This is a genomic window from Phocaeicola dorei, assembly GCF_013009555.1.
In the GTDB taxonomy this organism is placed as follows: domain Bacteria; phylum Bacteroidota; class Bacteroidia; order Bacteroidales; family Bacteroidaceae; genus Phocaeicola; species Phocaeicola dorei.
Map to the genome: position 1 here is coordinate 2,841,961 of NZ_CP046176.1, position 21,114 is coordinate 2,863,074.

Here is a 21,114-nt window from a genome sequence, read left to right on the forward strand (position 1 = left end):
TCGTACAAACCTAGATGATTCAAATCTTGACATAATTATAATGAAAATAACAATTCTTCAATATTTTTTAATGGATCATGGTAATCATCTTTATTCAAAAAGATTTTATCTGGAAGCAATTGCTTTACCAATTTATTACCTAATCTGATATTATAAAAAGCATACAACTTTTCATCTATAGCTATAAATACACGAGAAGCTCCTTCTTGTTTATCTTTTAATATGTTGTATTTGAATAGTTTCCTTAATTCTGAGCTGCTCAATAAAGCAATCAACTTATCCTTCCACTTGTCCCCAATATTTGCTTTTATAGCATTATCGTATGACGACAAGTAAAAGAGAGCTGTGAGATGTTTTATAATAGATATTGAATCTGTGGGCTCTAGTTCATAGAAGGACATTGTTAAAGATAAAATCCTATCATAGGATTCTGTATTACCTACATCATTCTTCTTTTTAGGATTATATGAATCACTTGCATTATTCACCTTTGACTTCATTGTAGATGAATTAATTAGCTTCTGTAAGTGAATAATTACATTTTGAATATCATCACTTATGATAGAACCATCACATGCAGATGATAATTTAAACAATTTTGCCCTATAAAAACCAACCTCTTTTTGAGATAGGCCATTTGACATTTTACTCTCAATTTCATTCTTTAATGCCTCTATCTCTTTTGTAAGCAGTTCAGATTTTGCCAGTGCTCTACGTTCCTCAAGAATATTATCGTAATCAATAAATAATTCCTCAAGGTTAGCATCTTTTCTAAAATACTCAATCTTCTCATTTTTGTAGTTTTGTACATCACCTGAAGGCAATTTGGAAATCTCTTGCAATGCTTTTTCAATGTACTTTTCTGCAAATTGTTTCTTTGATAAATGATATTGATTAATTGCAGCTTGATAATGAGCTAGACACATCTCTTCTGTTCTAACATGAGTGATATTTTTAGGTGTCACAGAAAATGATAGAACGTTAAAACTCCCTGTAAACAATACACATTGACCATTTTTTACTTCAATAACATTCTTCTTATGGAATGCAGGAAGCTCAACATGAAAGAACTGCCTACCGTATTCAGTTTCCAAAGTTTCAAGTGCTTTTTGGGATTGGTTTCCTACCATTTTATCCTTGTGGCTATCAAGCCCTTCATCTGGAGAAGAGTATGATATGAATACTTTACCTCCTTGTTTAAGATAATTCTTGATTAAAGGAAGCCTATTGCGCATAAATGTACCATCTGCTACCCATGGACTGGATAACCAAATTTCATCAGGTTTGTCAGTTTGGAAGATATTATGCAATTCGGATTCAAATGCAATAGTATCATATAATGCACGTTTATGAAGCCTTTCTGAAAGGTCATTAGAATTAACCTCCTCTGTCTTTTTATTTTCTTCATTTGCTATAGATTGCTTATCCTCTTGCTCAATAAGTTTCTTTTCTGCCGTAATAATATTTGCCACATCTTCCTTTACCAAAGGATCAGACTTGGCAAGGTCTAAATCATTGTAAATCGTAAGGTCTTCACTCTCACTTGCAGCTTGAAGCATTTTGGAAAACAAAGTCTGTTTTAAATCTCCATCATCTTCAATTAATTGAGATAACTGAGGCAAAACACTCTGTGTAATATCGTCATAAACAATAGCCCTGACTTGTTTTGTTCTAATGCTCTGAACAAAACAAACTATCAATTCGTACTTATAAAAATTGTGATTTTGTGGGTCTGCATTCTGAAGAATAAATCTTCCCTTTGAACTCTGCATATTTGATGCTTGTATCTCAGAAAGCGCTTTTATTTCTTCAAAGCTTAGAGGGGTTAAAGATTCTTCCTCTTTTAAGAAATCTGATTCATTGATAAGTTGAATATCATCAGATGGGATACAGTCACGTAATCCTGCAAAAGAATGATTATTATTTAAATACCAAAGTTCAAAATCGGAACTAAATGATTTCATTCTCTCACCATGAGAGGCAAATTCTTGTCCCTGTTCCGTGATAAAATATGCGGACTCGTCGCCCGTCACAAGATTGTATCGAATCATAGAGTCAATAGCATTACGAATCATCTTTTGTTCAGCAATGTCATGCTCTATATCCAATCCTAATATTTTGCCAATATTGGAAAGTGATGTTTGTCCGTCAATACTAATTATTCCAACAATGGCTTTCTCAAATGCTGAAATTTTTTCCGGTTTGTTTGTAACTCCTTTATATAACTGAGCTACAAATTTAATAGTATATGGTATATATCCGATAATGAGTTCAGATATTGCTTTATTTTTATCAATGACATTATTGAGGCGTTGATCCAACGTCTCTTCAATAGTTTCCTTTTTGTCAAAATCCTCTTTTAGAGGTTGTGACTTAAACTTCTTAGACTTTGGGGTAAAATTTTTGTTTCGTCCCTTGTTATATGTATTTTGTTTCATCTTACCAAATGTTGAAGTTGTTTAATATCAAAATGGTCCATCTCATCAATTGATTTTTTATAATGAGCATTTTCTCTAAAGAAGTCTCTATTCCCAATGACAATTAGAAGTCTTCTTGCACGAGAGAAACCGACATTTATACGCCTAATATCTTCAGCAAATCCGTAATGCTTCTCTTTATTGCTTCTCACGGTTGAAATTATGATTATGTTACGCTCCATACCTTGGAACTTGTCCACTACATTAATTCTACAAGGAAGTGACTTGTCAATTTTTCCATCCTTGTACATTTCTTTAATTTTACCATATTGTGCTCCATAGAAAGTTATTATACCTATTTCTTTATCTTCTGGTTTTTCTTGAGAATCCATAAACTTTTGGAAACCGTCTGCTTTTTGCAAGGCTTTAATGACTGTTTTAATAGCATCTAGTTCACCGTAATTTACATATGATGTAGAGCCACTCGGCTGGCTTTCATATGTATTTACATTAACCCAAATAGCATGTGTTTGTGGTTCAATAAACCCAGGAATAGTAAGTCCATGATAACGACTTCCTCTAGCATTATATTGTTCATTATCCATGTCTTCATCAGCAAGTCCACATTTCAGACCTTCTTCAAGTTCTTCACTATAGAAATGACCAATCGTATCCATAATCTTTTTATGCATTCGGTATTGTGTATCCAAAGTTGCGACTATTGATGGTTTGAGTTTGAATGCTGTTCTAAATAATATTTCAAATTGTGACTCCTTGAAGCTTTCGATGGTTTCTGCCAATACTTTTTGATTTGCCTTTTTCAAGGATGTTATGATGTTATTTTCATTCATCATCGGTGGAAGCTGTTTATGGTCACCTATGATGATGATTTTCTTTCCCCATACCATAGGTACAGACATCTCCAATGGTGTAGCCTTACTTGCTTCATCCATAATAACAACATCAAAAGCATTCTCATTGTTACCAAACAAATATTTATATATTTCTTGAAGTTGTTTGGAGCCACATATACTACAAGTGGCAGCAACAAGATTTACATTACTCTTATATGCTTCATAGAAATACTCTCTTGTATTGCGATCTCTGACAGTAAGATCCCTCTTCCATTGATTTATAACAGATGCATACTTAGTATCATCTGTCATGCCTTTAAGAATGGAGTCTATCCAAATGTTTGTACCATTGTCTTCATTCTCAGCACTTGGTTTAATACACCAATCTTCCATAAAGTCCAACATGTACCTTTTTGCTTCTATTCCGATTTCTTTCTCCGTTGATGCATTCTGGATTCGTACAGGTCTAATACCTCTACGCCCCTGCAATCTTTCAAGAGCATTGTCAACTGCAAGGTTAGTTTGTGAAGTTAGAAGAATCTTCGAATCAGGTTTCTTAAGTATTTGTTGCCATATAATCTCTGCAATAACAGTTGTCTTACCTGTACCAGGAGGGCCTTGAATAATTGCAATATCAGGAGCAGAAACAGCTTTTGCTACAGCCTCCAATTGCTTATCATTAAGGAACTTTTCAATTTTTGTTTCTGTTATTCGTTTCTTAACCTCTTCAAGATTCTCATCAAATTCACCTGCATATCTGGGATCAAATAGGAAGTCACATAATCTTGGATTAGCAGGTGCAGGAATCCTTTTAGTTTTTGAATGTGGATAGAACTGGTTTGGATTGGTAATTCGCAACATTGAATCGGCCAATCTTTGTAACTCAGAAGATTTGCCAACCATTGGAAATTGCAAGTAGTCTCCAACATGTATAAATCTCTCAACTCGTCCTTGGGCATTGCGATCCTCCATGTATTCAATAAATTCTGAGCTAATTTCAAATTTAATACTATTGAGTTTTCTTCCAATGCATTTTCCTAGCTTCAAAGCATTTTTCAGCATTTGAGTTCTGTTATTTCTCAGTTCTTTAATTTCATCATAATCCTGATACTCTTCCTCATATGCCAAATCTATCGCTTCATTAATAGCATCATATTCATTAGCCTTGATGAGATTTACGTTCTCATTTATATAACCATTTCTAAGATTCTTTTCAAATTTTATATTTAATTGATGGTCAAACTCAAAAGACAATATAGTTTTACCTTCATCATTTAAATCATATTCATTTGTAAGCAAAGATGGGTATAAAGTTATACTAGAGTTGATAGCATCATGAAATGAAGCTAATTCTTCCAACTCAGTATACTCAATAGTGTAATTGAGAACCTGACATGTTTCATCATTTTCAAAAGAGGCTGTAAAAGAAGGAGCAATCTCAGTTATTTTTTCCGCTACCTCCTTATAAACTTTCTTACAATAGCTAATATCATCACTTAATAATTTGATAGCAACAGAAGGATGATATTCCGGTTCTTGAATACTTAAAGATTCACCACAATGTTGGCGAACTTGAGAAAGTAATTCTATATAGTTGTTATAATCAGCTGGATAAAATTCAACCAATCCTGATGCTGCTTTAACTCTAATCCGTTTGTTAGAAACAAATTTTAACTGCATTTCACGCAACAATCCCTTATTCGGAATTACAAAACAGCCATAGTCGTATTCTTTTTTTATGAAGGTCTTATTATCATATGCAGCAATAACCTTCTGGTGCATCTCGTATGCAGTGTTGAAAAAAGAATAAGAATCATTAGAAGTAAAAATATATGAATTCCCACTTACAGAAAGACCTTCAATTTGCACATCTGGTCTAAAATCTGTAGGTGTAAAGATAGCTCTGCAAGCAGCAATTCTTATACTTTGTATTGCTTGAGAGTTAAAGTTAAGATAACTTTTTCCCTGAGTTTTTATAAGTAGTTGACCACTAACAGAATCAAGTACATCTATCACTCCTGGCATTTCTTTAATCTCAGATATAATTGAAGCTATATTTTGGTTGCTTTTAAACGATGCGACTATAACAGTCCTGCGTTCAGTTGTCAATGTTTCAGGATAATCAGATTTTATTAATTCTTCTAGATATAACGCTTGACTATCATTGTTAAAGGTATATACCCCATCTGCATAGCTATAGTTCGGATCATAATCATTTAGGTTTGAATTTATACTCTCCAACAAATCATCAAGATTTTCTGACGACTTAAGTGTTAAACTACCAGAAAGAATATGCTTTACATCTTCAGCTACTTTATAGCAGTTATCAGCAGCTACATTTGATAACTCTTCAAGAATTTCTTCTGTTATATCAACGTAACCGACAAATGATATTTCTCCTTTATTATTTGTTACAAAATCTATATTAGGATTACGGTATTTTGTAGCTTGAACACTTTTTATAGCTGAAGTCAATCTTTCCTGAAGAGTTGGAGCTTTAACTTTTAATGTTAATGTATTATACGTGCGGTCATTATAGTGCTCTTTCTCTATGCTTCCGACTTCTTCTACAATAAATAATTCCTTCTTATCTGTATTTAAAGCTCTTTCACCATCAATATATGCTTTCCACATTTTTCGAGATTGTTCTCTATTTATCTCTCTTACTGGTTCTTTCAAGGAAAGAAGACTAGTACAGAAATCCTTGATTTCACGATATGATGTCATAAGGTCATTGCGATCGAGGAAATCCATTAGATTGTGATTAATATATTCTTCAGCCATGAATTTCAGATTCATGCTCTTATATTCAGAAGAATCAGTTGGGACAACAAATTCCTCGTCTGAGATATAGTTTAACGAGAATTCAGTTAGATTTTGTCTTGGCGTAACATATATAGATAACTTCAATTCTTCGATAATAAACTGATATTTTCGAAAGTCTTTCTTGTTCTTTCCTTTATAAATAATTTTGCATTGATGGACACCAAGAATAGATTCGAAGATTTCTTTTGCTGTCTGAGTTGTAGATTTAAGATAATTCTTGCTACACTCAAAGGCTTGTTGAGAGTATACAATAATACATGGTGTTGACTCCAATACCTCTGTAAATAATTCTTCCGTGAATGTTCTATCTAATTCAGCCATATTATTTTATTTTAGATAAACTATACTTATGTTTCGGTCGTACATATTTAATTGAGCACGTATAATTTCTTCATTTTCAATAAGTAAAACTACGCCATAATCCGCAAATGAAGTTCCCATGCTATCATACCCATAACCACGAAGTTGAACTATATTGTCGCTAACATTAGTAATGCGCATACGTTTTGGAGACATCTGTATATTGTTCTGCCACAAAGGATGTATACCGTCTAAGTTAAACATAGTGACTGTATATCCTTCTCCATCTTCAATATTTTTTTCTATGACTAATCTTCTGTTTGCTCCATAGTTATGGCCAGATATATCTTGATTATTTTGAAATCTTACGTGATCTGAAGAGGTGAAAGCAACAGAACCTTTTGGTGGGAAATTATTGCCTTCTATGAGATTTTTAATGAATTTATCCATTGTTATTTATTTTGGGTACAAAGTTAATTAAATGTCCAAAAAGTGACAAGTTTATATTTGTACAATGTATGAGTATTGTTACACGAAATCACACGACATAAACAACTATTGTACAATGTAATGTACTATTGTAACTTTTATAGTTAAATAAAACATGCTATTCAAATTTCATCTATCTGAATATTCCGGTTTATCCATCCCAAATCACAAATGTGTTGCACATTTCTTACCTGAAAATCTTGGTTAATACATTTGTCACAAAATCAATCAATACTTGAAATGATACAGACTCCGGTTATAGTGACATTTGCCAATCAAAAAGGAGGTGTAGGAAAAACTACCCTTTGCGTAACCTTTGCCAACTATCTGGTGACAAATGGTGTAAGGGTTGTAGTGATTGACTGCGACTTCCAGCACTCCATCATGAAATGCCGTAAGGCTGACATCAGAAAATATGGCGAACAGGAAATGCCATACGAGGTATGGGCATATGAAGCCAACGACAAGGCGATGATGACTTCCCTTATGGAGAAGCTGCACAACGATCCTGAAATCGACGTTGTACTTATGGATTCTCCCGGCAGTCTGAAAGCGGAAGGGCTGATACCCATATTCGTCAACTCGGATATCATTATTGTTCCATTTCACTATGATCTGATAACCGTTCCGTCCACGGCTAGTTTCCTCATGTTTGTTGACCGGCTGAAAAAAGCTGTCGGTGAAAGGATGAAGGCCAGACTCTTCATCATTCCCAATTTGAACGACGGAAGAATCGGCAAGCGTTCAGAACTGCTTATCTGGGACAATGCAAGGGATACCTTCTCCAACTATGGATACGTCACTGCGAAGATTCCCAAACGTGCGGATATGGAACGGTTCAGCACCATGGCGGCACTGGATATGCAGGCCGCTATCGTTACACCGGTCTTTGACAAGGTCTATCAGAGTATCTTCGATACACTTCAACCGATAAGGGAAAAAGAACTCAAAGGCATACAGCTGACGGAAAATCTGAATCCCAAACCTAAGAAGAAAAAGAAGGCACAGCAGTCTGATGAAGCTTCACAGGACAGTAACGAAAATCAGAATAAAGAACCAGAATAATCAGTAAACTTCAATAACCATAGCACTATGAGTAAGGATATACCGGAAATAGATGACCTGACAAGAGGCATCAATGATTCAGAACTTATATTGACGGAAGATACCGTAGAAACACAGGTTGAGCAAAGAGAAAATAATAATGAAACACAGGAAAAGGATACTGCTGTTTCCTTTTCGGATACAGGATGCTGGGATGACTTCATGGAATTCCTTCAATCGGACGGTTCGGGAACGGACAAAACTGAAAGGCTTGTCTGCAAGCTTGACCGTGACCTTGCGGATTCACTGGACGACTGCGATATACATGGCAGATGTCGCTCTGACCTGGTGAATGCCATCGTAAGGGCATTCTTCAAGTCATACCTGCTACGTCTGGCAGAATACAGAAGGGAAAAGAAATCTTTGTTTAACAGTTATAATCTGTAGGATATGAAAAAGACAGACTGGACTGACAGGATGCTGGCCGCTCTTGTCGAGCTGTATCCGGTAGAGACCACAGCCTATACCGCTGCCGTTCTTAATCTGAGCGAATCGACCGTCAAGCAGAAAGCCCGTGAACTTGGACTTGTAAAAATGGCCAAATCCAGATGGATGGAGCGTGCCGACTATATCAGGAACCACTTTCAGGAGTGTTCCTTCTCTGAGATAGGGAAAGCTCTCGGCATTACCCGGATGAGTGTCGGACGCATAGCCGCTGCACTCGGACTGAAACGCAGCAGTGAAGAGAAACACCTGATTTCCTCACGTATCCGTACCCAGATGGTAAAGAGGGAAAGACGGCGTATCGTCTTCGGACTGGAACCCATAACCGGTATCCGTGTCATTTCAAACAGGGCGAAGGTAAGGGTGCGCTCAAACATGAAGTCAAACGGATACATCATCAGTGAGGAACACAACGTGATTTATTATACCGGCACTACGGAACGCAGGGAACGTCTGGAAAGCCGGGGTATCAGACTGGGACTGCATATCCTTCCGTTTCCGGAGGACTGTTCCGCTTTTTCATCCAACATCATATTACAACAGCCATGCAGTACGGACAGATAGTATTCCTTCTCTTCGTGGCAATGGTATTCTACTATGCGGCAATGATTTTCATGGACTTCCAGAGGGCAAAGGCCGCACAGAATGCCGAGCAGGACAGCCATAATGAAGAGGACATTGACATATCGGAAGAGGCACGAAGCTTCAGACCGATAAGAATAAACCGGGATGAACCTGATTCCAAAGAAGAAAGTTCAGAACAGAATAATACAGGGAATCCCGAACCTGAGAATGAAAATACTGATTCTGACGGTACAGAGAAATCTGCATCCAAATCAGAATCTTCCAGACACGTTTACCGGGAGGCCATCATGACTGACGGCATTCTGGTTGAGAATATCATTCAGGAAATAAACAGACTGGCAGAGACCGGTACAAGTGACCTCGGTGCCGTTATCTTCAGCTGTGAGAATGCCTGATATTATATACCGTTCCTTTAGTGACATCTGTTTCTTTGGCGATGAAATCATTTAACATTATTCAGAAATGCAGATAATAAAGAAAAGTGCCCGGAATCTTACGGAACGTTTCATCGGTTCAAGTTTTGGACAGAAGTGTGTGGTGGCGGCAATTGCACTTGTTATTTCCACATCCAATGCAATGGCAGGAAGCAAGGGTGCAGCTGGTTTTACCAAGGCCACTCAGGAAGTCAGTTCCTACCAGACTCCGGTATCGAACCTGATGAAGGCCATTGCAGCCGTTATCGTCCTGGTCGGTGCCTTCAACGTCTATTTCAAGATGCAGAACGGAGACCAGGATGTGAAGAAGACCATCATGCTTACCATCGGAGGCTGTATCGCATTCATCGCACTTTCGGAAGCTCTTCCGCTGTTCTTCCAGTAATCCTTACCCGGCATGACAATGAATCAGGAAGGATACCCTGTGTTCAAGGGATTGCAGAAACCGCTGGAGTTTATGGGCATACGCGGCCGTTTCCTTACTCTGGCAGCGGCAGCCATAGGCGTATCATTCGTAGGCTTCATCGGTTTCTCAATCGCCTTGGGGAAGGTTGCAGGTTTCATAGCCATGATGGTCATGGCACTGGTGGGACTGATAACCATCTACATCAAGCAGCGTGGAGGACTCCACAACAAGAAAAGGGCAAGAGGCATCTATATCTACAGAAGCCTGAGAAAAGAACAGTAAATCACTTTATACAGTATGGCACACAAAAGGAAAAGAATTTTTGACGGACTCTATGCGCAGCTGGAGGAGACGGACGGCAATGTCGTGCTGTTCTCGGCCAGAGGCGAGCCGTCCGTTATCTTCGAAATAACCAATCCGGTCCAGCAGCTCTGTACGGATGCGCAGCAGTACATGCTGTTTCATGACGTGCTATCCAATATCCTTCAGACCATCGGTGAGGGATATGCACTGCAGAAGCAGGACATTCTGTGCAGACAGGCATATCATCATGACGTACCGGACGATGCGGAGTTCCTGACAAGGAGCTATTTCAGATACTTCGAGGGAAGGGAGTTCACAGAGATAAGGACTTTTCTTATCCTTACCCAGGAGGCTCAGAAGAACCAGTTCATCCAGTACGACCCGAAGAGATGGCTCGATTTCCATTCCAAGGTATCAAAGACGGATGATATTCTGACCGAAAAGCATATCCGGCACAGAAAGCTCGGCAAGGAGGAAGTCAGCGAGTACTGTCACCGTTTCATGGCATTCCAGTTCCGGCACGGACCGTTCTCAATGACCAACTTCAAGGCTTCGGACGAATATCTCAGGACTGGTGACCGTATCATCCGTTCCTATCCGCTGGTGGATATTGACGAGATAAACCTGCCTTCCATGGTAAAGCCGTACACGCAGATGAACATCAACGGATACGGAATTGCTACAGACCTGCTTTCTTTCCTTACCGGCGTCCCCTACTCGGACTGTGTGGTGTTCAACCAGGTCATTCAAATACCAGGACAGAGGAAGCTGCTGCGTAAGCTTCAGGCCAAAGCGAAGCGTCACGGTTCCATGCCGGACCCGAGCAACCGTATTGCCAAGGCTGACATTGAGGAAGTGCTGGACAGGCTGGCCGTTGACAGTACCATGCTTGTGTACTGCAACTTCAACATTCTGGTGAGCTGTCCCCCTGACAAAGTAACTCCTGTAACTTCCTTTCTGGAGACAAAGCTGTATGAGTGCGGCATCATGCCGTCAAGAACAGCCTACAATCAGCTGGAGCTTTTCATGGACAGTTTTCCCGGTAACGGCTATGCTTTCAACCCGGACTATGACCTGTTCCTGACGCTTTCGGATGCTGCCCTGTGCTTTTTCTTCAAGGAGCATCTGAAGGAGTCTGAGGATACACCGCTGACCACATACTACACCGACCGTCAGGGGTTACCTGTATGTATCGACATTACCGGCAAGGAAGGCAAGAAGAAAATGACGGACAATGCCAACTTCTTCTGTATCGGCCCTTCCGGTTCCGGCAAGTCGTTCCACATGAACAATGTGGTACGTCAGCTTCTGGAACAGAATACGGATGTGGTCATGGTGGATACGGGTGATTCATACGAAGGCATATGTGGATATTACAAGGGTACATACATAGCCTACTCGAAGGAGAAGCCCATTTCCATGAATCCATTCAAGGTCACGAAGGAGGAATATGAGCTTAATTTCGGGGAGAAGAAGAACTTTCTCAAATCGCTGATATTCCTGATATTCAAGGGTAACGCATTTCCAACAAAGATTGAGGACATGCTGATAAACCAGACCATCGTAGAATATTACGAGGCCTATTTCAATCCTTTTGAAGGGTTCAGTGACAGTGAGCGTGAGGCATTGAGGCAGAAACTGCTGGTCGCCGCCAAGATGGAGGATGACTATGAACAGTACACGCACAGCATGGAGGACATCGACAGGCAGATAAACACGGAAGAGGTTCAGGAGAAGGCTGAAAGCCGTGCCCTGCTGCTGCCTTCTGAAGTACGCCGTCTGAAGCTGATACGACAGTGCCGTTCACTGACTGCTCTGATTAATGATGAAGCGGCCACAGAATCGGAAAAGGAACGTGCACTTGCCATCATAGAAAAATATAAGAGGGAACTTTATAACAATTCCATGCTGATTAAGATAGACAGGCAGATTGACCACATGGAGGAACAGAAGCGCAGGCTGAAGGTTCAGGAACTATCGTTCAATTCCTACTATGAGTTTGCCCTGGAGCGCATTCCGCAGATTACACAGCTAGAGAAAATCAGTTTCAATATACATGACTTTGCGGCCATACTGAAACAGTTCTACCGTGGCGGCGAACTGGAGATGACGCTGAACTCCGACCTCGACATTAATCTGTTTGACGAGCGTTTCATTGTGTTCGAAATAGATAAAATAAAGGATGATCCGGTGCTTTTTCCGATTGTGGTGCTTATTATCATGGACGTGTTCCTGCAGAAGATGCGTATCAAGAAGGGACGGAAGGCTCTTATCATTGAAGAGGCATGGAAGGCAATCGCTTCACCTACCATGGCAGAATATATAAAGTATTTGTGTGCGCCCGTAAAGATTGCATCGTAAATATCTCTTTGGCAAGAGATTAGGAACGTGTTCTTTGAAAATAACCTATCATCAGCCGACTTATCTGTTTCGGGAAAACTTAACCGAGCAGGGAGTGTAGCATGTCGGAAAAGTCATAAGTCAGTTAGTTACCAAACTGCGACTGAATGGCGAGATGAAAAGATAGATATGAGGATAAAGTCCGAATTGATTGAACGATAGTCTGAGTGGTCCCCCTTGAGGCTATGGCGTAAGGTAACTATCAACCGCCATATCGTGATACTACTTCAGTGAATAGGTATGAATGTAGCAAGAACTTATCACGACACAACCGCAGTAAGCGAGTAAAGGACGGAAGTCGTATCCGACAATCTATCATGCCAACAGTTACGATGTGATAAACGGGGATTACCTATCCCGAAGTGCCGAAAGGCTATTAGGTTCGACCTATGAAAATTCGGAGTGGTAACGGAGCTTCCATAGTAGTTTGAGCAAGGTAACGCCTTGTACATGGCGAAGGGAAGCAGCTAATTATTAATACAATTAACGGAAAATGTGAGAGACATTATGAGAAGTCCAGAAAGAGTATTAAACAGTCTATCAGAACACAGTAAGGATGCAAGCTATAAGTTTGAACGTCTTTACAGAATTTTGTTCAATGAGGAAATGTTCTATGTTGCCTATCAGCGTATTTACGCTAAAGAAGGTAACATGACTAAAGGTTCGGACGGTCAGACCATTGACAACATGAGCCTGAAACGAATTGAAAAGTTGATTGATACGTTAAAAGACGAAACGTATCAACCCCAACCGTCAAAGAGAGTGTACATACCGAAGAAAAACGGTAAGAAAAGACCTCTTGGCGTGCCGACTTTCAATGACAAGTTGATACAGGAAGTGGTAAGAATGGTATTGGAAGCCATATACGAGGGAAGTTTTGAATATACCTCGCATGGGTTTCGTCCCAATCGAAGCTGCCATACTGCATTAACTCATATCCAAAAGGAGTTTAGCGGTGCAAAATGGTTTGTAGAGGGAGATATAAAAGGCTTCTTTGACAATATAAACCATGATGTATTGATAAACATTCTCTCGGAGCGCATTGCGGATGAACGATTCATCCGACTGATACGCAAGTTTTTGAAAGCTGGATATGTCGAGGAGTGGCAATTCCACAATACTTACAGTGGCACACCGCAAGGGGGTATCATCAGCCCGATATTGGCTAATATATACCTTGACAAGCTGGATAAGTATATAAAGGAATACATAGCCAAATTCGACAAAGGGAAGAAACGAAGATTCAGTAGAGAAAGTATGGACTTTGGCAATGCAAGAAAACGTATTGTGCGAAAATTGAAATCCGTAAAAGATGAAAGGCAAAGGACAAAGCTAATCCTTGAACTGAAAGCAATAGAAAAAGGACGGGCTAAATATCCCAACGGCGAAGAAATGGACGCCGATTACAGAAGAATGAAATATGCAAGATATGCAGATGATTTTCTTGTGGGAATTATCGGAAGCAAGCAAGATGCACAACAGATAAAGGAAGATATTAAAAACTTCCTTGCTGATAAACTGGCATTGGAGCTGTCCGATGAAAAGACACTTGTCACTCACACGGAAAGACCAGCCAAATTTCTCGGATATGAAATCACTGTAAGAAAGTCCAACGACCAAAAAAGGGATAAACGGGGTAGATTAAGAAGAACCTATGGTAAAAGGGTCTGCTTAAATGTCAGTATGGAAACTGTCCGTAAAAAACTTTTCAATTTGGGAGTCTTAGAACTGACAAACCGTAACGGAAAGGAAATATGGAAACCGAAATGTAAATCGGGACTGATATTCAATGATGACCTTGAAATCCTTGATAGTTATAATCGAGAAATCGTGGGTTTCTATAACTATTACTCCATAGCCAACAACTGCGCCCATGCCTTGAATAATTTCAAGTACATCATGGAATACAGCATGTACAAAACGTTTGCAGGCAAATATAAATGCCGTACACGTGAGGTAAACAAAAAATATCGTAAGAACGGTAGGTTTATCATAAAACACATGACTAAAACAGGTGTAAAGGAAAGATTCTTTTACGATGGTGGCTTCAAACGAAAGAAACCCACCTATAAATCGGAATGTGACACTATGCCACGAACAATTTATACTGCGGGACGGACAAGTCTTGTTGAAAGGCTGAAAGCCCGTGAGTGTGAACTATGTGGAGCGACAGACGACCTTGTTATGCACCATGTAAGGAAGCTAAAGAACTTGCAGGGAAAGGAAAGCTGGGAACGACACATGATTGCCCGCAAACGCAAGACGATTGCAGTGTGCAGGAGTTGTCATAAGAAGATACATGACGGAAAGATAGACTGAAATTAGTGGAGAGCCGGATACGCTGAGAGGTGTAAGTCCGGTTCGGGGGCGAGCATTTGGAAACCTGCCATAGAAATATGATAAGGCGCCGGGTGCTTAGCCTACATAAGACCGTCAGAAAGTTCCACGGAATAGCCGGTGTGGTTACTCAGGAGCTTAATGACGTGATTGATTCCCCTATTGTGAAGGAGGCCATCATCAACAACTCGGATGTGAAGATTCTGCTTGACCAGACCAAGTTCAAGGACAGGTATGAGGATATTGCAGCCATTCTGGGACTCACTGACATACAGCGTCAGCAGATTTTCACCATCAATGCGCTGAACAACCATGAGGGAAGAAGTTACTTCAAAGAAGTGTGGATTTGCCGGGGACAGCACTCGGATGTGTATGGTGTGGAGGAAGCACCGGAATGTTACTGGGCATATACTACAGAACGTACCGAGAAGGAGGCACTGAAGATTTATCTTGCCCGGTACGGTACGCTGCAGGAGGCCATCACCCGTATTGAGGAAGACCGCAAGGCTGACGGAGGGCTTCTGTATCTGGAGTTTGCAAGAAAAGTCAACCAACATCAAAAAGTTATGTCACTATGGTAAAATTCAGATTTATGCTGATTGCTATACTGCTGGTATCGGCATCAGCCAATATGTCTGCTGCATGGAGAATCGTATTCGACCGCAACTGTCTGAAGATTGTCATGGCCAATACCGCTTCACAGAAAGTTATCGAGGAACAGCACAACCAGCGTGTGGATACCATTGCAGCAAAGAAGCAGAAGGTGGAACTCTATACGGTAAGCATGGCTACCATGAAGGAACTATACAAGCTGAGCATGGAGAACATATCCGGTTTCGGGACTGAAAGTCTTTATTATAAGGAAATAGGCCTGTGTGCTCTGGATATTCTGCGAAATGTTCCGGTACTTGTCAGCACGGTAAACAAGGCCAAATTTTCAAACAAATTGCTCTGTCTGAACGAACTCGGCAATCTTGTAGCGGAAACACAGCAGCTGGTCGGCAACTTCGTCAATATCGTGAACAATGCCAGGATTCCCAATCCGTTGCAGGGACAGGCCACTGCCGAAAAAAAGGATGACGGCTACAACCTGCTGGACAGGTATGAAAGGCTGACACTGGCCAACAGCATCTATACTGACCTGAACAGGATACGCTACAAGGTGGAAGGGATGGTTCTGATGGCACAGTATGCCACTGCAAACGACCTCTTCTTTGCCATTGACCCTGAAGGATGGGCAAATGTGGTAACCATGAAGAATCATGTGGGAAATCTTGTACAGGACTGGAACGGACTGGTTGCTTCAAATTATTAACCTTTCATATGTATGAATTTGTTATGAAAATCAGGAATATAAGTATCATATCAGCCGGTATTATAATGCTGTTGCTGCCTGTAAAGGCTTCTGCTTTCATCATACCCAAAGACCTGCCGACCATCGAAGCACTCATAGCCCTGCACAAGGCCATAAAGAAGGACGAGGACAAGGCTCTGACAAGAGTGGTCACAAGCTATGGCGAGCAGTCGCTCATTGAGAAGGGTGCGGAAAAGTTCAATGATGTCCGGACCACTCTGGATACAAGGCTGAACAATGCCTATTCATACCTGGTGCTGGCCGGTGCCATTTCTTCAACGGCCAACTCACTGTATCAGCTGGTAACGGAATACAAGGACTTTACCGGTAATACTTTCAGCCATGTATCGAAGAAGCCTTTCGTGGCCTGGTATTATGCCGATGCCAACGTAGCAATATCAAGGGAGATACAACACTGCTACAGACTGTATGCAACCGTGGCCGCTTCGGGTATAAATCTGATGAAGGCTTCCATGGATGAGAAGCTGAATCTGGTAATGACACTGAAGGCTTCCATCGACAGGGCAAGGTACATCATAGACAATGCCAATCTGTACTGTTTCCTTGTCACGGACTGCGGATGGAAGCCGGACTATATCTGGGAGATACTGAACTCCAATGTGAAGAATGAGATAGCTGAGCGTGTAATCAACAAATGGAATCAGGGATATGCAGGTTAGAATTATGTTATTGTGCCTGTTCTGTATGGCAGTTTCAGGTACAGTCACTGTTGCCAATGCTCAAAGCATAGTCAGTGACAGTGAAAAGCAGAAGCAGTGGAAGTCAATGGAGAACGGTCCGTGGGATTTTGCTCCGGACTGGTATTACTTTTTCCTGCACAAGAAATACTCAGGTGCGGAAATGTACTGGAAATGGGACTGGTTCAACTCCGGATTCCGTGTCCGTTTCAAGGAACCAAAGTCTGATGTAAAACGTATCATGCCGGTGCGTGTGACTGCCGAAGAGACGCAGAGACAGAAAATCAAAAAAGTGGAGAGTGAGCGCAAATATATCGAGGAACTGTATAAGGAAGAACTGGCAAGGGAGGCTGACAGAAATGTTGACCTGATGTATGCCACTTACAAGGACGAGTTCAACCGTATGCAGGACTGTATCACGGACGGACTGCTCTATTGTATGCAGAAGAGTGACGGCAAGCTCCGCTATCAGGTGGACGAGCTGAGCCGCCAGAATGAGATACTCTGTGCGGATATAGCCTATATACACAAAACCGGTGTCGGCTATGGACTGGAGAACGCCAAGCGGCAGAAGGCATATGAGGAAGCCAAATCCAGGATGGCAGAACTGGTCAACAGGACTGCACACCTTTGTGCCGTTGCCGCTACGCATTATTGAAAAACAAGTAAAAACAAATAACATTTTAAGATATGGATTTATTGTTTATTCCGCTGACAATAGGACTTCCGGCCATTGACGAAAGTCTGGAAAAGCTGCTGACGGCCATGGAGACATTTCCCAATGTGGCTGTTCTTGGTGATGCCGTTTCAATGGCAAAGGCTCTCGGTCTGTGCCTGGCCCTGTGTGTCGGTTCATACGAATGCTGGATGATGATGCTCGGAAGGCGTGGTATGGATGTCATGAAGCTGTTGCGCATCATCGGCATTTCCCTGTGTATTTCATCCTCTTCATGGATATGCTCGGCTTTGCAGATTCCGGGAAAGAGTCTGGAGTCCGCTACATGGGCTATGGCCAAGGCAAAGAACAAGGAAGTGGCGGCCTTCGAGCTGAAGGTGGCACAGAAACAGAGTGAATATCTCGACAGGCTGAGAACCGTACAGGACTCCATAGCCACGGCAAAGCAGGTGGCCGAAATCGGTCAGGATGCTGCCTGGTGGGACAAGCTGATATATAATGTGGAGAATCTAGGCTCGACCATCAACAACTACGCCCAGAGGGCTGCCGTGGCGGCTGAGACGAAGGTCAGTGAATGGATAAACGATGTAATACGCTTTGTCGGGGAACTGATTTTCCAGATGTCGTATTACGGGATGCTCGTGGCACAGAGGATTTTCATGGCCATCATGATGATATTCTGTCCGATCATGTTTGCCCTCTCGCTGGCACCGCCATGGAACTCGGCCTGGAGTCAATGGATGTCCAAGTTCCTTTCCCTCTCATTATGGGGATTCGTGACCTACATGTGTATCTATTATATAGACTTCATCCTTCTTTATAACCTGCAGCAGGATCTGGTGGCATACGACCATCTGCTTCATGGCTCGGTAAACTCCTGGGAACAGATTGGCGCACTGGGACTGCAGGGAATAGGCTCCAACTGTATGTATGCCATGGGTATGCTCGTGGGTGCCTATATCATACGCTTCGTTCCTGAAGTGGCTTCATGGCTGATTCCGGGAGGTGTAAGTTCGGGTACGGGTTCCGTTGCCGGTTCGGCTGCAATGGGCATCACTTCGGCTGCAGGTGGTATGGCCGGAAGTATGGCAGGTTCTGCCATGAAAGGAACGGGTTCAGCTGTCAGGTCATTGGTCAAATAACTTAAAATCTTTCATTATATGCTTATCGAATCACTTGCACAGAAAACCAGACTGGCCATGATGACGGTATTTGCGGTAATCGGAGGCTGCACCGTCATCTGTGCCTTTACGGTCTGGTGCTGCATTTCCCTTGTCAATGAGGAAAGGCAGCAGATTTATGTACTTGACGGAGACATTCCGTTTCTTGCCGAGCGTGCACGGCTGGAAGCCAACTTCACCATGGAGGCCAAGGCGCACATACAGTTATTCCACCAGTATTTCTTCAATCTGCCGCCCGACAACGACTATATCAAATGGACGGTAGGGAAAGCAATGTATATGGCTGACGGGACTGCGCTGAAACAGAAACAGGCCATGGACGAGAACGGTTTCTACTCGGACATCATTTCCTCTTCGGCTGTCTGTACCATCATGTGTGACTCCATTCAGTTTGACGAACATGAACGGAAGTTTACCTATTACGGTACGCAGCTTATCAAGCGCAGGACCAGGGATATCAGACGCTCGATGGTGACAACAGGTTACATCGAGTCCGTACCGAGAACAAGGAACAATCCCCACGGTCTGCTCATTACCGGCTGGAGGACTCTTGAAAACAGGGATTTGGACTATTGATATACGGATATTATGAAATCATTCAGAAAAAAGATACAGGAAAGCCGTCTGAAAACACATCTGCTTGTCAGGTCGTGGTTGCAGCCCAAACTGGGTGTCATCGGAACAAGATACCGTCTGGCCGCAAGAATCAGACTGGCCAACAGATGGGCGGCTAAACATCCGAAAACGACATTCGCAGGTGTAGCGGGAACGCTGCTTCTGCTACTTGTCAGTACTTTTGCCATAGATTCCGGCAACGGGAAACAGAGTGAACCGGATGTCAGTTCGATTACCAATATGGAACCGGTGTTTCAGGGATTCCGTACCATCCAGGCAAACAAGGACATTCACCGCAGTGCATTGACGGACATGACGGTAAAGGGACAGTTACTGCATCATGAACTGGACTCCATGATTGCCATACCTGTAAAGAGCCGTGAGGATTCCTTGCGGATCATCCTCAAATACCGGCAGCTGGAAAATATAGTCAAATCCATTAAAAACAATGATAACCCATGATTAAGATTAATTTCAAACAGCCCAAGTATATCTTTCCGCTGGTCATATTCGTTCCGCTGTGCGCACTGGTATACTTTGTGATGCAGACCTTCTCCGGCGGTGAGGAGACTGCCGGAACGGTAGCTACAGACCGTATCAACATGGAACTTCCCCAGGCCAATGCAGAGGAAGCCGGAGACAAGATGTATGAGATGTCCAGACGTTTCGGTGACGAGGATGCCTTCACAGCTGTCAGCGGTATCGGAGAAGAAGAACAGAAGAAGGAGGAACTGGAACACGGGTACAGCGAGGAGGAATTGAACCGTCTGGATGCTGCTGAAGCTGAAAGACAGCGGCAGCAGAGGGAACTTGAAGAACTGGAGCGTTCCCTTGCCGAATCAAGAAAGCATATCAATGCATATGCTTACGGAAACGGTCCTTCGGGAAACAGTGAAACAGGTTACGGAGGTATGGGATATTCCTCACAGGACGAGTTTGCACGTGACCTTGAAGAGATTCAGCGAAGGAGCTATGAACGGCAGAAAGCCATTGAAAGCGGACTGGGTATCAAAAACCCGGAAGCAGAAGAAGCGGAAAGAAAGCACAAGGCTGATTCCATAGCTAAAGTGCGTCAGGAGGAAAGGGAACGCAACCGTCCGAGTCTGGTAATCAAGTCTGATGACACCAATGCCGACAGGTTCAATACGGTTACTGCTCCGGATGAATTTGCCGAGAACAAGCTGATACGTGCCATGATTGACCAGACTACAAAGGCGCATGAAGGTACACGTCTGCGGTTCAAGCTTCTGGATGATGTGACGGTAAGCGGCACAAGGCTAAAGAAGGGAACTTACCTCTATGGAACGGTAACCGGTTTCGGACAGCAGCGTGTCAGGGCTTCCATAACCAGTATTCTTGTCGGCGACAGATTCATAAAGGTTAAGCTTTCGGTTTTTGACAATGACGGTATGGAAGGCTTCTATGTTCCTGAATCGGCTTTCAGAGATTTTATGAAGGATGCAGGTTCCAATACGGTACAACAGAATATCAGTTTTGAATCCAGTGACGGTTACGGTACTGGGATTTCCACGGAAGCTATTGCACTTCAGTCACTGCAGAACATGTATAACTCTGCAACTTCTGCCATATCTTCCAATATCAGAAAGAACAAGGCAAAAATCAAGTACAATACCATCGTTTATCTGATAAACTCGGAAGATGCACGCTGATATATCTGAATACAGCAAAGA

General features: G+C 41.9%; 18 protein-coding genes and 1 pseudogene. 16 read left to right on the forward strand and 3 right to left on the reverse strand.

The features are described 5' to 3' along the window. Positions 1–35: 35 nt before the first annotated feature. Genes GKD17_RS11930 through GKD17_RS11940 form a run of 3 tightly spaced genes read right to left on the reverse strand, consistent with a single transcriptional unit; the run spans position 36 to position 6,847 of the window. Positions 36–2,438 (reverse strand): phospholipase D-like domain-containing protein, encoded by a 2,403-nt coding sequence (locus tag GKD17_RS11930; RefSeq protein WP_007835285.1) that lies wholly within the window; start codon positions 2,436–2,438, stop codon positions 36–38. Continuing rightward, positions 2,435–6,418: an AAA domain-containing protein gene (locus tag GKD17_RS11935; RefSeq protein ID WP_007835283.1), complete on the reverse strand. Its 3,984-nt coding sequence runs from the start codon at positions 6,416–6,418 to the stop codon at positions 2,435–2,437. Before GKD17_RS11935 ends, GKD17_RS11930 begins: the two co-directional genes overlap by 4 nt. A gap of 6 nt (positions 6,419–6,424) precedes the next feature. After that, the gene (locus GKD17_RS11940; RefSeq protein WP_007835281.1) at positions 6,425–6,847 is read right to left on the reverse strand and encodes a hypothetical protein; all 423 of its coding nucleotides are present in this window, start codon (positions 6,845–6,847) and stop codon (positions 6,425–6,427) included. Positions 6,848–7,126: 279 nt separating this feature from the next. On the opposite strand from GKD17_RS11940, the gene GKD17_RS11945 reads away from it, so the two are divergent. From GKD17_RS11945 to GKD17_RS12020, 16 genes and pseudogenes are all read left to right on the forward strand, one after another. Continuing rightward, a complete protein-coding gene (locus GKD17_RS11945; RefSeq protein WP_007835280.1) occupies positions 7,127–7,951 on the forward strand; it encodes a ParA family protein in 825 nt (274 codons plus the stop codon). Positions 7,952–7,978: 27 nt separating this feature from the next. Then, positions 7,979–8,377 carry a hypothetical protein gene (locus GKD17_RS11950; protein WP_007835278.1) on the forward strand — a complete coding sequence of 133 codons (399 nt, stop codon included), beginning with the start codon at positions 7,979–7,981 and terminating at the stop codon, positions 8,375–8,377. Positions 8,378–8,380: 3 nt separating this feature from the next. Continuing rightward, positions 8,381–8,998 (forward strand): hypothetical protein, encoded by a 618-nt coding sequence (locus tag GKD17_RS11955; protein WP_007835276.1) that lies wholly within the window; start codon positions 8,381–8,383, stop codon positions 8,996–8,998. Next, complete coding sequence (locus GKD17_RS11960; protein WP_007835274.1) at positions 8,980–9,414, forward strand: hypothetical protein; 435 nt, start codon at positions 8,980–8,982, stop codon at positions 9,412–9,414. The genes GKD17_RS11955 and GKD17_RS11960 overlap by 19 nt, the downstream gene beginning before the upstream one ends. Before the next feature lie 67 nt (positions 9,415–9,481). Further along, entirely contained in the window at positions 9,482–9,838 is a 357-nt protein-coding gene (locus GKD17_RS11965; protein WP_007835272.1) for a DUF4134 domain-containing protein, read from the forward strand. Between the two features lie 12 nt (positions 9,839–9,850). Then, positions 9,851–10,141, forward strand: coding sequence for a hypothetical protein (locus tag GKD17_RS11970; protein ID WP_005649295.1), 291 nt, complete (start codon positions 9,851–9,853; stop codon positions 10,139–10,141). A 15-nt stretch (positions 10,142–10,156) separates the two neighbouring features. Beyond that, entirely contained in the window at positions 10,157–12,523 is a 2,367-nt protein-coding gene (locus GKD17_RS11975) for a TraG/VirB4 family ATPase (RefSeq protein ID WP_170272830.1), read from the forward strand. Positions 12,524–13,069: 546 nt separating this feature from the next. After that, the gene (locus GKD17_RS11980; RefSeq protein ID WP_007839225.1) at positions 13,070–14,881 is read left to right on the forward strand and encodes a reverse transcriptase/maturase family protein; all 1,812 of its coding nucleotides are present in this window, start codon (positions 13,070–13,072) and stop codon (positions 14,879–14,881) included. 101 nt (positions 14,882–14,982) lie between these two features. Then, positions 14,983–15,480 (forward strand): annotated as a pseudogene (locus GKD17_RS11985) (TraG/VirB4 family ATPase); the annotation flags it as partial. Next, positions 15,474–16,214 carry a hypothetical protein gene (locus GKD17_RS11990; protein WP_007835267.1) on the forward strand — a complete coding sequence of 247 codons (741 nt, stop codon included), beginning with the start codon at positions 15,474–15,476 and terminating at the stop codon, positions 16,212–16,214. The pseudogene GKD17_RS11985 and the gene GKD17_RS11990, both read left to right, overlap by 7 nt. Before the next feature lie 65 nt (positions 16,215–16,279). Further along, complete coding sequence (locus GKD17_RS11995; protein ID WP_032936321.1) at positions 16,280–16,933, forward strand: hypothetical protein; 654 nt, start codon at positions 16,280–16,282, stop codon at positions 16,931–16,933. 25 nt (positions 16,934–16,958) lie between these two features. Then, positions 16,959–17,609, forward strand: coding sequence for a DUF5045 domain-containing protein (locus tag GKD17_RS12000; RefSeq protein ID WP_007835264.1), 651 nt, complete (start codon positions 16,959–16,961; stop codon positions 17,607–17,609). A gap of 32 nt (positions 17,610–17,641) precedes the next feature. Then, entirely contained in the window at positions 17,642–18,769 is a 1,128-nt protein-coding gene (locus GKD17_RS12005; protein WP_007835262.1) for a membrane protein, read from the forward strand. A gap of 18 nt (positions 18,770–18,787) precedes the next feature. After that, entirely contained in the window at positions 18,788–19,384 is a 597-nt protein-coding gene (gene traK / locus GKD17_RS12010; protein ID WP_005649285.1) for a conjugative transposon protein TraK, read from the forward strand. Positions 19,385–19,396: 12 nt separating this feature from the next. Then, the gene (locus tag GKD17_RS12015; protein ID WP_007835260.1) at positions 19,397–19,885 is read left to right on the forward strand and encodes a hypothetical protein; all 489 of its coding nucleotides are present in this window, start codon (positions 19,397–19,399) and stop codon (positions 19,883–19,885) included. After that, positions 19,882–21,093: a conjugative transposon protein TraM gene (locus GKD17_RS12020; RefSeq protein WP_007835250.1), complete on the forward strand. Its 1,212-nt coding sequence runs from the start codon at positions 19,882–19,884 to the stop codon at positions 21,091–21,093. The genes GKD17_RS12015 and GKD17_RS12020 overlap by 4 nt, the downstream gene beginning before the upstream one ends. Positions 21,094–21,114 lie beyond the last annotated feature (21 nt).